Annotated in this window: 9 protein-coding genes; 4 read left to right on the top strand and 5 right to left on the bottom strand. The window is 69.6% G+C overall.

Translation table 11 applies throughout. The features are described from left to right. The first annotated feature begins 42 nt into the window (after window positions 1–42). On the top strand, window positions 43–957 hold the full coding sequence (locus tag Ahu01nite_RS46125) for an ADP-ribosylation family protein (protein WP_203843100.1): 915 nt from the start codon (window positions 43–45) through the stop codon (window positions 955–957). A 393-nt stretch (window positions 958–1,350) separates the two neighbouring features. Here Ahu01nite_RS46125 and Ahu01nite_RS46120 read toward each other — a convergent pair whose 3' ends face one another. The 5 genes from Ahu01nite_RS46120 to Ahu01nite_RS46100 form a co-directional block, all read right to left on the bottom strand. Further along, window positions 1,351–1,776, bottom strand: coding sequence for a hypothetical protein (locus tag Ahu01nite_RS46120; protein WP_203843099.1), 426 nt, complete (start codon window positions 1,774–1,776; stop codon window positions 1,351–1,353). Between the two features lie 14 nt (window positions 1,777–1,790). Then, a complete protein-coding gene (locus tag Ahu01nite_RS46115) occupies window positions 1,791–2,678 on the bottom strand; it encodes an aldo/keto reductase (protein WP_203843098.1) in 888 nt (295 codons plus the stop codon). 54 nt (window positions 2,679–2,732) lie between these two features. Next, a complete protein-coding gene (locus Ahu01nite_RS46110) occupies window positions 2,733–3,719 on the bottom strand; it encodes a magnesium transporter CorA family protein (protein ID WP_239159678.1) in 987 nt (328 codons plus the stop codon). Beyond that, window positions 3,701–5,797 carry a sensor histidine kinase gene (locus Ahu01nite_RS46105; RefSeq protein ID WP_203843097.1) on the bottom strand — a complete coding sequence of 699 codons (2,097 nt, stop codon included), beginning with the start codon at window positions 5,795–5,797 and terminating at the stop codon, window positions 3,701–3,703. The genes Ahu01nite_RS46110 and Ahu01nite_RS46105 overlap by 19 nt, the downstream gene beginning before the upstream one ends. Window positions 5,798–6,169: 372 nt before the next feature. Then, a complete protein-coding gene (locus tag Ahu01nite_RS46100) occupies window positions 6,170–7,579 on the bottom strand; it encodes an RICIN domain-containing protein (protein ID WP_203843096.1) in 1,410 nt (469 codons plus the stop codon). A gap of 230 nt (window positions 7,580–7,809) precedes the next feature. Between Ahu01nite_RS46100 and Ahu01nite_RS46095 the strand changes: the two genes are divergently transcribed. From Ahu01nite_RS46095 to Ahu01nite_RS46085, 3 genes are all read left to right on the top strand, one after another. Then, window positions 7,810–9,882, top strand: coding sequence for a HelD family protein (locus Ahu01nite_RS46095; protein ID WP_203843095.1), 2,073 nt, complete (start codon window positions 7,810–7,812; stop codon window positions 9,880–9,882). A 41-nt stretch (window positions 9,883–9,923) separates the two neighbouring features. Next, the gene (locus tag Ahu01nite_RS46090) at window positions 9,924–10,826 is read left to right on the top strand and encodes an SDR family NAD(P)-dependent oxidoreductase (RefSeq protein ID WP_203843094.1); all 903 of its coding nucleotides are present in this window, start codon (window positions 9,924–9,926) and stop codon (window positions 10,824–10,826) included. Between the two features lie 61 nt (window positions 10,827–10,887). Then, complete coding sequence (locus Ahu01nite_RS46085) at window positions 10,888–12,309, top strand: WGR domain-containing protein (protein ID WP_203843093.1); 1,422 nt, start codon at window positions 10,888–10,890, stop codon at window positions 12,307–12,309. Window positions 12,310–12,964 lie beyond the last annotated feature (655 nt).

Here is a 12,964-nt window from a genome sequence, read left to right as displayed (position 1 = left end):
CACCCCCGCTGCCCGGCTCCGCTTTATGGTTACCCTGCTGCGATGCATGATGATCAGCGGCGTACGGCGGCACTGGCCACGGCCCTCGAACGGTTCCCCGCTGTCGCGGACCGGGTGTCCCGGGTCTACGGCCTGCGACTCCCCCGCCACCTCGCCGTGTTCCACGCGTTCTGGGCCAGCGCCGCCGGCGAGGAACGTTCCGCGCTGAGCGACCTGATGCTCCGCCCCTGGGGCATCACGGACTACTTCGCCGACAACGGCCTGGACCTGGTCGCCCGCGACGGCCTCGACGAACGCCTCCACGCCCGCTACCGCCGCGACCCGGCCGAATTCGTCACCGTCCTGTCCGGCAACTCCGACGGCGAACACTTCGGCCTCTGGTACGACGACCCCGCCGCGCTACCGGCCATGATCACCGTCAACTACGCCCGTGACTCCGCGGAGACCTGGGTGGAGAAGTCCCCCACCCTGCTGGGAGTCCTGCGCGCCCGCATCGACTCGGCCATCGCCGACTACGGCGACGACACCGGCTACGGCCCGCTGCTCCCCGCACTGGCCTGGTTCGCCGACGCCGACGCTGCCGCGCTGCAGGCCGACGGATGGGAACCGCCGCGCTCCCGTGCGTACGGTGCGATCGCGCCCTTCCCCACCCTCCCACCCCGCACCGGCAACCCCCGCCTGGCCAAGTCGCAGGACCGCCTCACGGCCTTCCGCTCCGACCCTGCCGCAGCCGCCCGCTGGCTCACCGACGCCGAACGAGACCTCGCCGCCGGCAAACCCGCCCTCGCCCTCGCCATCGGCGCCGAACTCCACTGGCTCGACACCGACACCTACCGCGACCAGGGCCTGCCCCTGCTCGTCGGCGCCTACCGCACCCTCGGCCGCCACGCCCTGGCAGAGATCGCCACCCTCCACGCCACCCACCGCGACCTCGACTCGGTCCAGGTCCTCACCTGACCGGCATACGATGCGGCGTGACGTTCACCGCCCCGGCCGCGTGGGCCGACACACCGGAACCGGTGCGGACAGCCGTCGCTGAGGCGCTCGGTAGCACGATCGCCGGTCACACCGATCTGCACGGCGGCATGTCACCCGGGCCGGCCGCGGGCTTGCGACTGGCCGACGGACAGCGGGTTTTCGTGAAGGCCGTATCCGCGGTCGTTCATCGCATCTCCGACTTCGACGGCTGGACGCGTCTGATCAGGAACCGATCGCGCCTACCGGTTGTTGCACACGCTGCCGCCGGACGCATCACGTTTCGTCGTGGCGCTGGCCGGGATGTGGTCCATCCGCGCCACCACCATCCCGGACACGGTCATGCCCGGCATCTCCCGCCGGCGCCGCGCCCGATCAGCCGCCCTCCGCCCCTTGGTCAGCCGTCTGATCGACGACCTGCGCCCGTAGAGCAGCCGCCGACTTTCTGACCTCCACCAGCGGTCCGGTGATTCTTTTCGTTCTGCGACCCCAGGCTTCCGCTCTCCTCACAGCCTTGTCCAGAAGATCGAGCAGCTCCGAACGGGCGTTGCCGACAGGATGTTCGGCGAGGGCGACCTGGACCTCCACCGAGAGCGTTTCGCCGGAGTAGGAACGCAGGCGCAGTCCCGAGAACGGAGGGACCCACACCTCGGCGGGAACCAGGAACATCACGGTCAGGGTGAACGGGTCGGTGCCGAAGTCTCCCCGCGTCGCGCGGACGAGATCGTCGATGCCTCTGGTCCAGCGTTTGTCCTCGAAACCGCCCCCGACGATCGACATGATGGTCAGGGGCGGCGGCATCGGCCCAGAGTAGATCAGGCCTCGGGGATGACGCGGTCGAACATTTCCGTGCGGGGGACGTCGGGGTCGGGGCCGTTGCGGATGCCGCGGTCGAGGGCGTTGATGGCGGACAGCTGCTCGGTGGTGAGGTCGAAGTCGAAGACGGCGAAGTTCTCGGCGATGCGGCCCGGGTTGGTGGACTTGGGGATGGCCGAGCGGCCTTCCTGGAGGTGCCAGCGGAGCATGACCTGGGCCGGGGTCTTGTCGTGGGACTTGGCGATCTCCGCGATGACCTGGTCCTGGAGGACGTTCTTGCGCTCCTCGCCCCAGCCCGGGTAGAACGTGATGCCGCCGATCGGGGACCAGGCCTGGGTGAGGATGCCGTGCTCGGCGTCGGCTTTCTGGACGTCCGGCTGAGTGAAGTACGGGTGGAGCTCGATCTGGTTGACCGCGGGCACAACCGTCGTGGCGGCGAGCAGGTCGTCGAGGTGGTGGCGCATGAAGTTGCTGACGCCGATGGCGCGGACCTTGCCGTCGGCGAGGAGCTTTTCGAGGGCCTGGTACGCGGCGATCGTACGGTCGAAGCGGTCCGTGGCCGGCTGGTGCAGGATCAGCAGGTCGAGGCGGTCGACGCCGAGCTTGCCGATCGCCTTGTCGTAGGCGTGCAGGGTTTCGTCGTAGCCGTAGTCGCTCACCCACACCTTGGTCTCGACGAACACCTCGTCGCGGGCGACGCCGGCGCGGCGCAGGCCCTCGCCCACCTCGCGTTCGTTGCCGTAGGCCGCGGCCGTGTCGATGTGCCGGTAACCGAGGTTCAGGGCCGTCTCCACCGCGGCGGCGGTCTCCTCGGGCGGGCTCTGGAAGACGCCGAGGCCGAGCGCGGGCATCGTGACGCCGTTGTTGAGGACGAGATCATCTGTCATGCCTCGACCGTAGGCCGCCCGGCGGTCGTCAGAGGGGTACTGGCTTTGACCCCATCACCACCAGCCCTGACGTTTGGCCCAGATGAGCAGGCCCACCGACATCACCAGCATCACCGCGAGGACCGGGATGAGCATGCCGAGGTGGGTGCTGTCGTTGACGATGAGGTTCATGCCGTACACCGAGGAGAGGGCCGTGATCGGCAGGGTGATCACCGCGATGACCGCGAGGCGTTCCGCGGCGATGGTCATCTTGGTGTCGCTGCGGGTGCGGTAGAAGTCGATCACGCCCTGGAGGTAGTCCTTCTGGCCGTCCGCGATGGCGTAGACCCGGTTGAACTGGTCGACGGTGTCGTCGAGCAGGGGCCGGGCCCGCTCCGGGACGCCGCGGTTGATCGTGGCGAGGCGGCCGTAGATCTCGCGGCTCAGCGCCGCCATCGTGCGGACCGCGACCAGGCCGTGGCGGGTGCGGAACATCTCCTCGAGGAACTTCTCCGGGTCGCCGAGGTGGCCGCCGGTGACGCGCTGCTCGAGCTGCCAGACCTCGCGGGTCTGCACCTCGACGAAGGCCTCCTGGCGCCGGGCGAGGGCCGAGACCACGGCGTACGACAGGTCGAAGCCGGACGCCGGGCGGTAGCGGCCGCTCGCGATGCGCGCCATCACGCCCGCGGTGTCGGCCAGCGCCACCCGCGCCGGGACCGCCTCGTTCGTCGGGCCGTGCACGGTGACCAGGTAGTTCGCGCCGATGAACTGGTCCAGCTCGATGTAGTGGACGTGGCCGTTGCGGCCGGTCTCCGGGGCGTGCAGGACGACGAAGACGTGGTCGGCGTACGCGTGGACCTTGGGCACCTGGTTGCGGTGCACGCAGTCGCGGATCGCGTGCGGGTGGAAGCCGAAGACCTCGCGCAGCACCTTCTCGTCGCCGGGCCAACACTGCGGGATGTCGACCCACACCAGGCCGTCCGGGCGGGCCAGCAGCTCGGACAGCTCCCCCGCGTCACGCTTCTCGGCGCCCTGTGCCTCGGTCACCCACCAGACGTCCACGCCGACGACGATAGGCCGCCGATCTGAATCATGGATGAACCGGCACCGACCAGCGGGTCCGCGGCCAGGGGCAGGGTGAACCGGAAGATGCTGCCGCCACCCGGATTGTCCGCGACCGTGATGGTGCCGTCGTGCCGCTCGACGACCCGCCGGCAGATGGCCAGGCCGAGGCCGGTCCCCGCGAAGCCGCTGTCGGTGGTCGCGCGGTGGAACGACTCGAAGACGCGTTCGTGCTGGCCGGCGGGGATGCCGATGCCGCGGTCGGCGACCTCGATCCGGACCGCCGAAGCCTGCGGCAGGGTGTGGGCACTGATGCGTACGGTGGCGGGGCGCCCGGGCGGTGTGTATTTGATCGCGTTGCCGATCAGGTTGTCCAGCAGTTGCCGGCACAGCACCGGGTCGGCGTGCACCGCCGGGAGCGGCCCCGAGCGGATGTCGGGCCGCGTCGCCGGGCCGGCGGGCAGATGGTCGACGCGGTCGGCGACGATGCCGGCGACCAGCGCTTCCAGGTCGATCGTTTCCAGGCGCAGCGCCGCGTCCCGGGCCGTCGCATAGGCGAGCAGGTCGTCGATGAAGCTCCGCATCCGCACCACCCCGCCGCGCACGCGTTCGAGGTTCGGGACGAGCATCGCCGGGTCGGTCACGCCGGCTTGCAGGTCGGACTCGACGATCTCGGCGAAGCCGGTGACCGCGGTCAGCGGCCCTTTCAGGTCGTGGGCGACGACGTAGGCGAACGCCTTGAGGTCGGCCTGGCGGGCCATCAGCTCGGCCTCGATCTCGGCGCGGTGCAGCAGCTCCGAGCGCAGGGCCGCCGCGGTGCCGGCCAGGTCGATCTCAGCCCGCTTGCGGGTGGTGACGTCGGTGAAGACCCCGCAGATTCCGTACGCGGACCCGTCCGGCCGGTGCAGCGGAAACAGCGCCGACTGGTAGTCACGCCCCGCGATGACCTGTTCGAAGCGCACGGCCCGGTCGCAGATCAGCGCCTCCTGCGTGTACCGCTGCAGCCGCGTCGCGTCCGCCTCGCCGAACAGATCCCGATCCGTCAGGGCGGAAGGGGCGCCGAAGTGCTTCTCGAAGGCGAGGTTCACCTGGGCGTACCGCCCGGTCAGATCCTTGATGAAGACCGCCTCGGGCATGTTGTCCATCGCGGCCTGGGTCTGGATGTTGCGGCCGAGCAGAATCTCCGAGTGGTCCCGCTCCAGCTCGGTGCGGACCGCCCGCGACCCGAACGCGACACCGACCGCCACGAAGGCGACCACGTTGGCGGTCACCAGCAACGCCAGCCCCAGTCGCGCGTCGAACCTCCCGGCGTCCTGCGCGCGCAGGCACAGCCACCCGAGGCTGAACGGCACCACGGTCGCCGTCGTGAGCATCGCCCGGGTCAGCGACGCACTCGAGCCCCGCGACACCGCCAGCCGGGCCAGGCCCTGCTCGGGCAGGATCAGGAACGTCCCGGCGGCGAGCAGGGTCACCGCCGCCGCGGTGTTCACGGCCATCCCGGTCAGGCCCAGGAACCGTTGCAGGGCGGAGACGCTCAGGGCGTACCCGTAGAGGCCGAGCACACCCACGATCGCCGCGACCATGCACATCACCTGGGAGACCACCACCGCCCGCGGGTGCCGGCGCACCGCGGCGAGCTGCGCACCGGTCAGCAGGAGCATCGCCGTCGCGGTGTTCGGCGCCATCCGGCCCGGGAAGGAGGTGGCCACCCGGTCGGCGGCCACGGACTCCGGGAACAGCAGCCGGTCGATGCCGAGGTCCAGGCCGGTCGCGTACTGGAGCAGGGTCACCGTCGCGGCGAGCGTCACGACCGCGCAACCCACCGTGCCGGCAACCCGGATCCCGCCGCGCTGCGATATCGCGGCCAGCAGGCTCAGGCCCAGGATCGTCACGCACGCCGCGGTGACCGGCTTCATCGACGCCGCGTCCGGGATCACCCGGGTCAGCGTGCCGGCGCCGAACATCCAGCCCGCCAGCACCGTCAGCCCCATGCAGACCACCAGAACGGCGAGCAGCGGCACCAGCCGGCGCACCCGTCTCAGCAGGTGTTGATCGACACGTTCCTCGTCAGGAGCCACACTTCCCTCCGGAAAGTCACAGCACACGCTAGCCCTCAGGCAACGGGTCCGTGGCGGTTCGACGATCTGACCACTGTCCGAGATGGACATCACTCCGTCTCTGCGATTCACCTCGCCTTGATCAGGCATCGAGCCCGCACTGCAGGAATCGGTCACTCATGGCGATACGCCGTGGCTCTCTGGCTGCCACCGGGCTTGCGATCGTGGCATCCGACAGGGTCAACCCCGGTGGGATGTACCGGCTCCGGGGTGGCGACGCTCGAGCTACGGGGCACGAAGTTGCGCCGAAACCCGCGATGTCGCACCATCCTGCGGCTTCAGCTGTCCCGCGTCGGAGAGTTACGTGGGGCCGGCCGGGATCGGTCCTGCCGGTCAGGCGACGGTGCGGGACCACTGCTGGTTGGTGCCGGTGCCGCAGGTGTACTGCTGGATGTCGGCGCCGTCGGCGGTGTTGGCACTGACGACGTCGAGGCATTTTCCGCTGTGACGGGCGACGAGCTGGAAGTAGCTGCCGGTGGCGCGCCAGGACCATTGCTGGTTGGTGCCGCTGCCGCAGGTGTACTGGATGATGTTGGCGCCGTCGGTGGTGGCGGACGAGGAGACGTCGAGGCATTTGCCGCTGTTCTGGTTGATGATCCTGACGTAGCCGCCGCCGGTCTCCTGGAATTCCCAGCGCTGATTCGTACCGCTGTTCCAGGTGTACTGCTTGACCTCGGCGTTGTCGGCGGTGGAGGCGCTCACCGTGTCCATGACCTTGCCGCTGTTGCGGTTCGTGACCCGGTAGCGGACGGGGGCGTTGCCGGTGATCGTGCCGGTCGCCGTGTCGATGGTGATGGTCGGATACCAGGTCAGGCTCATGGTGGTGGCGGTCGGGAACGTGATGGGCAGCCAGACGTACTGCGAGTCGTTGACCGGGCCGCTCCAGGCGCCCGCCCAGCGGTCACCGAGATACAGGTACGACGTCCCCGCGGTGCCCTGGACCGGTTGCACGTACGCCGGTTGCGAACCGAACGTCGTACCGTCGCCGACATTCGTCATGGCGGTCCAGGGGCCGGCGATGCTCGACGCGGTCGCGTACCGGGCCTGGTTGGGGTTCCAGCCGGACGTGCCCGAGGTCAGCAGGAAGTAGGTGCTTCCCCGTTTGAACAGCGCGGGGGCTTCGCGGGAGTTGTCGTTCCAGAAGTTGCCGACGAGCGTCTGCACGTTGAGATAGTCGGCGGTGAGCCGGTAGATGTGCAGGTCGCGGTTCTCGTCGGCGGCCGAGATCATGTAGGCCGCGCCGGCGCCGTCGTCGTAGAGGGTGATGTCGCGCGACATGTACGAGCCGAGCGGCCGGAAACTCCCCCGGTAGCTGTAGTCACCGTCCACGGTCGACGACGTGGCGACGGCCGCTCGCGCCTCGGCGTAGTCGGTGCCGTTCTCCTTGTGCATCCACATCACGAACGTGCCGGTGGACGCGTTGTAGATGACCTTGGGGCGCTCGATCTTGGCGTTCTGCAGCTCGGTGGCCGACGTGCGGGTGAGCACGTCGTGCCGGAATTCCCAGGTGCGCAGGTCGGTGGAGCGGTAGACGGAGACCGCCCGGAACGTGTCGTCGGCGTTGCGGTTCTCGCCGAACCAGTAGTAGTAGCCGCCCACCTTGAGGATGCCGCCGCCGTGGGCGTGCACGGCCGTCCCGCTCGTGTCGGTGAACTGGGTCCCGTTGGTGATGGTGACCGCGGCGGCCTGCGCGGGACTGGGGATCATGAGGATAGCGGCCACCAGGGCCAGGATTCGTAACATGCCTGACACTCAACCGGTTCATCCCTGGTATGGCAATAGATGTAGGTCGATATGTGCGGCTTCTGCACGCGACCGTGCGGAATAGTCAAGAATGAAATTCGGATTCGAGGACACGGACGGCCCCGATATCGCAAGCGGCTGAGATATCGATCTCGTCGATTACCATTCCCGGCCCCTTTCGTCGCTATTCTTGGCGGCGATATCCGCCGAGCCTTGCGAGGTCACGCAGCATGAGGTCACGCACCGCCGAATCCGCGATCGCCGAGGAACAGTCGTTTCTCGACACGGCCCTGGACCGTCGCGACCGGCTGGCCGGGCACCTGAGCACCGAGCTCGAGGAGGCCGCGGAGGACGCCCTCGACCACAGCCGCCGGCGCATGCTGAAACGGCAGTACGACGAGCTGCGCCGGGCCCGCGACGGCCTCGTCTTCGGGCGCCTCGACGGCCTCGACGGCACGGTCCGCCACATCGGCCGCATAGGACTCCGCGACCAGCGCGAGGACGCCGACCCGCTCGTGCTCGACTGGCGCGCTCCTGCGTCCCGGCCGTTCTACACGGCGACACCGCTCGACCCGCAGGGCCAGGCCCGGCGAAGGCACATCAGGACGTCCGGTTCGGTGGTCACCGGTGTGGACGACGAACCACTGGACGAGAAGAGCGACGGCAGCCTTGTCGGCGAGGGCGCTCTGCTGGCGGCGCTGGGTGAACGGCGTACCGGGAGAATGTCAACGGCGATCTCCACACTGCAGCGTGAGCAGGACGACATCGTCCGGGCCGGGGCGACCGGGCCGCTGATCGTGCAGGGCGGGCCCGGCACCGGCAAGACGGTCGTCGCGCTGCACCGCGTGGCATATCTGCTGTTCACCCATCGCCACATGGCGGAGCGGGCGGTCCTGGTGCTCGGCCCGTCGCCGCGGTTCCTCGACTACATCGCCCAGGTCCTGCCCGCGCTCGGCGAGACCGCCGTCGTCTCCGCCACCTGCGACACCCTGCTGCCCGGCGTTACCGTCGCCCGCGGCGAGGACAGGCGGATCTCCGAGATCAAGGGCCGCGCGATGTGGCAGCAGACCCTCGAACGCTACGTGGGCTCGCTGCTCCCACAACCGCGCAATCTGGAGCTGCGCTGGGAGGGCGACGCGTACGTCATCCCGGCCGGGACGGTGGCGCAGGCGCTCGCCTCGGCGACGCAGGGACGCGCGTACCACCAGGCCCGTGCCGCCTTTGCCGCCCAGCTGCACCACCTCCTGGCCGATGCCGTCGCCGAACAGCGCGAGTCCCTGCTCGAGTCGATGGAGGAGGGCTTCGAGGACATCCTCGCCCGGTTCTCCGGCCCCGACTCCCCCGCCGGGCCCTCCGCCAGCGACGTCGACGGCCTGCTCTCCGAGGACGAGCTCGAGGATCTGCGCGAACGCATCGCCACCCACCCCACGATCGCCCGGTTCCTCGCCTCGATCTGGCCGGTCCGGGACCCCGCGGTCACGGTGCGCTCACTGCTGCACGATCAAGATCTCCTTCATCGGTACGCGCCGGAGCTGACCGATGACGAAAAGGCGCTCGTGGCAGCCGAGCCCGGAGCCTGGGCGCCGAGCGACATCCCCCTGCTGGACGCCGTGGCGGAGCTGCTCGGCGAGGAGTCCCCGCAACTGCAGGGCGAGTTCATGGCCGACCGGGCCCGCAGCCGGCGCGACTGGGTCTACGGCCACGTCGTGATCGACGAGGCGCAGGAGCTCTCCGAGATGCAGTGGCAGATGGTCCTGCGCCGCTGCCCCAGCCGCTCGATCACCGCCGTCGGCGACATCGACCAGGCCGAGGCGTCACACCGGCACACCAGCTGGGCGCAGGCCGTGCAGGCGACGCTCGGCGACCGCTGGACCCCGGCGGAGCTGACCATCTGCTACCGGACCCCGCGCGAGGTCATGGAGCTCACCGGCCCGGTCCTCGCGAAGGCCGGCAGCCACAACGCACCGCCGCGCGCGGTCCGTTCCTCCGGCATCACGCCGTGGGAGCACACCGTCGCGGCGGACGAGCTCGTCGGGACCGCTGCCCAGGCCGTCCGGGAGCTGCAGGAGCGGTGGGCGGGTGGCACGGTCGGGGTTGTCGCCCCCGTGGCGCGCGCTGAAGAGTTGCGGGCCGCGCTGGGTGGCGTACCCGTGCTGACTGCGACCGAGGCCAAAGGCCTGGAGTGGGACGCCACGCTGGTGATCGACCCGACGGGCATCGCGGCCGAACCCCGGGGCTGGAACGGTCTCTATGTGGCCCTCACCCGCTGCACCCAGGAACTGGGACAATTGCACCTGGTCTGAGGGCTTGCGTTCAAGCGCTTGAACCCTGCCACGCTGCTGGTATGACACCTTCCGCAGCATGGATCATCACCGGGCCGACCGCCGGCATCGGCCGCCGCACCGCCCTCGAACTCGCCACCCACGGCACGGTGGTGCTGGCCGGCCGCAACCGCGCCAAACTCGACGACGTCGCCCAGGAGATCCGGGCCCGGGGCGGGCACGCCGTGCCGGTGGTGGCCGACCTGTCCGACGTCACCAGCGCGCGCCGGGCGGCCGGGGAGATCGCCGCGCTCGGGCTGCCGCTCGCCGGGCTGGTCAACAACGCGGGCATCATGGCGATGCGCCCGTTCACGTCCGCGCAGGGCTGGGACGGCGTCTTCGCCACCGACCACCTCGGGCCGTTCGCGCTGACCGAGTCCCTGATCCCGCACCTGCCCGACGGCGCGAACGTCGTGTTCGTCGTCTCCGCCGTCGAGGACCCCGAGCGTAAACCCGCCGTCACCGCCGGCTTCCGGGGCTCCCGCTACATCTCGGCCGAGGCGAGCGCCCGCGGCGAATGGCTGCCCGGCGGGTCGAAACTGCCGGGCGGGGACGCGTACGCCACGTCCAAGCAGGGCAATCTCGCCACCGTCCTCGCGTTCGCCCGCGAGACCCCGCGGCTGCGCTTCAACGCCGTCGAACCCGGCTTCAGCCCCGGCTCCGACCTGGGCCGCGACGCGAACATCGCCCTGCGCGTCCTGTCGAAGTACGTCCTGTCGCCGATCGCCCCGATGATCAAGTACTGGAGCAACCCGAAGACCGCCGGCCGCGTGATCACCACGGTCCTGACCGACCCGGCGACCGGCACCGGCGGCTACTACGACGAGAACGGCCGGACGATGCGCGGTTCCACCCAGGTGAGTGACCCCGCGTTCCAGGATCGCTACGTCGCCGAGACGCGTGTCCTGCTCAACGGGGTCGGCTGAAAAACTGTCGTACCCCGTCGCTACCTTCTCACCCATCGATCCGCTGGATGGAAGGTGACCCATGCCCGCCGACACCACGTACCTCGAGCTCTCCGAGGACAACGGCAGTGCCCACAAGTTCTACGAGGTGACGGTCGACGGCACCGACCTCACCATCCGATATGGGCGCATCGGCGACCGCGGCCAGACCAGCCAGAAGTCGTTCACCACCACCGACAAGGCCAAGGCCGAGGCGGCCAAGAAGATCGGGGAGAAGGTCCGCAAGGGGTACGCCACAGCGCAGCCCGGCGGCCGGCAGAAACGCTCGGTGTCCCGGCGCCAGATCGTCAGCACCCGCTCGTCGGCCACCCGCGCACCGGTGCTGTGGCGCTACTCGTCGGGCAGCCCGGCGTTCGGCATCTTCGTCGACGACGACGTGTGCATGGTCGGCAACGAGAGCGGCCTGATCACCACGCTCAGCCACGGAGCCGAGGTGCTGCAGCAGTTCCGGCTCCCCGAGGGCGTCAAGTGCATCGTCGCCGACGACGGCTGGATCTACGCCGGCTGCGACGACGGCAACGTCTACGACCTGTCCGGCAAGGTCCCCCGCCTGGCCTACCGCATCGCCCCCGAGATCGACATCTACTGGCTCGACATCCACGACGGCGTCCTCGGCGTCTCGGACGCCGGCGGCGGCATCTCCGCGATCGACCACGAGGACGAGTTCCTCTGGCAGCGCCCCGGCCGCGGCCAGTCGGCGTGGATGGTCCGCTGCGACACCAACGCCATCCACCACGGCCACACCCAGGGCGTGACCAGCTACGACTGGCGCACCGGCCGCGAGCTCTGGCACACGAAGACCGGCTCGGTCCTCTTCGGCTGGCAGGAACGCGACACCGTCTACGCCGGCACCGCCAACCGCCAGGTCGTCGAGCTCGGCAAGGACGGCACCCACCACCAGACCTACCACTGCGACGCCGCGGTCTACTCCTGCGCCACCGCCGAGGACGGCCGCTACGTCTTCGCCGGCGACAGCGCCTCCTCCATCTACTGCTTCGCCGCCGACGGCACCCGCCTCTGGAAACTCGCCACCGGCTGCGGCTCCGCCTTCTCCATGCAGTACCGCAACAACCGCCTCTACATCGTCACCACGGATGGCTCCCTCGCCTGCATCGACGCCAGCGAGTCCGCCATCCAGTCCGCAGTAGCCGGCACGGTCCCCCAAGCGGTCGACGTCAAGGCCCCACCCCGCATGCCCGCCGTCACCCCCTCCACCACCATCGACATCGTCCACGACCCCTCCGACGGCGTCATCGTCGAATGCATCGAAGAGAGCGGCCGCCTCCGAGTCCGCGTCATCTCCTCCGGCTACCACCACGACTGGCAGGTCCAATTCCCCAAGGGCATCCGCGAACAGGGCAGCCGCTACGTCCTCACCGGCGTCCGCGAAGCCACCCGAGGCGGCTTCTACCGCGCCTACGGCGAAATCCGCCGCCTCGTCTGACCCGGCCCCGTCGCACACCTAACAGCCGAGGAGAGGTTCGCGGCTCGCCCGGCCCGCCAATCCCCGGTCCGGGCGACCCGGCGGGCCGCTGAGACCGGGCGGGCCACTGAGACCGGGCGGGTCGCGGAGACCGGGCGGATCGCGGAGACCTGGCGGCTGAGACCGGGCGGCTGAGACCGGGCGGATCAGCCGGTCAAACCCCGGGTCGCCCGGCCCGCCCACCCTCGGGCCGCCCGGCCCGGGGCCAGGTGTTTGCGACGACCGCCAGAACCATGACAAGCGCAGCCGGCGGTCCAGCTCTCCCGTCGATCGCTGCGCCGAAGCGACCCGTCCCCTGGCCGAGGACAAACACGTCATCATCGCCGATGAGCACCGGGGCGCCAGCTCATCCGAACGCTCGCCGCACTGCCCAACCGGCGTCGTCCGCAATCAGCATGATCATCTATCAGCTATCCGCCTCTGCCGATGACAACAAGGCGGCCAACGAACTCGTGGCGCGGTAAGCACGACGATCGCCTCCCGAGATCCATCCACCACCACTTCACGGCTATCCGAATACTCGCTATCTGCCATTCGAATTGGTGTGATCCCCCTCAACCCGACAATGGCACAAACCGCCTTCCGATCATGGAAATCCCTGAGAACAATCAAGAAA

This window comes from Winogradskya humida, from assembly GCF_016862215.1.
GTDB lineage: Bacteria > Actinomycetota > Actinomycetes > Mycobacteriales > Micromonosporaceae > Actinoplanes > Actinoplanes humidus.
This window is presented reverse-complemented; position numbering and strand designations above follow the sequence as displayed.

Coding starts and splice junctions, on each gene's coding strand:
- Ahu01nite_RS46125 (WP_203843100.1), top strand. CDS start 43: ATGCATGATGATCAGCGGCGTACGGCGGCACTGGCCACGGCCCTCGAA.
- Ahu01nite_RS46120 (WP_203843099.1), bottom strand. CDS start 1,776: ATGCCGCCGCCCCTGACCATCATGTCGATCGTCGGGGGCGGTTTCGAG.
- Ahu01nite_RS46115 (WP_203843098.1), bottom strand. CDS start 2,678: ATGACAGATGATCTCGTCCTCAACAACGGCGTCACGATGCCCGCGCTC.
- Ahu01nite_RS46100 (WP_203843096.1), bottom strand. CDS start 7,579: ATGTTACGAATCCTGGCCCTGGTGGCCGCTATCCTCATGATCCCCAGT.
- Ahu01nite_RS46095 (WP_203843095.1), top strand. CDS start 7,810: ATGAGGTCACGCACCGCCGAATCCGCGATCGCCGAGGAACAGTCGTTT.
- Ahu01nite_RS46090 (WP_203843094.1), top strand. CDS start 9,924: ATGACACCTTCCGCAGCATGGATCATCACCGGGCCGACCGCCGGCATC.
- Ahu01nite_RS46085 (WP_203843093.1), top strand. CDS start 10,888: ATGCCCGCCGACACCACGTACCTCGAGCTCTCCGAGGACAACGGCAGT.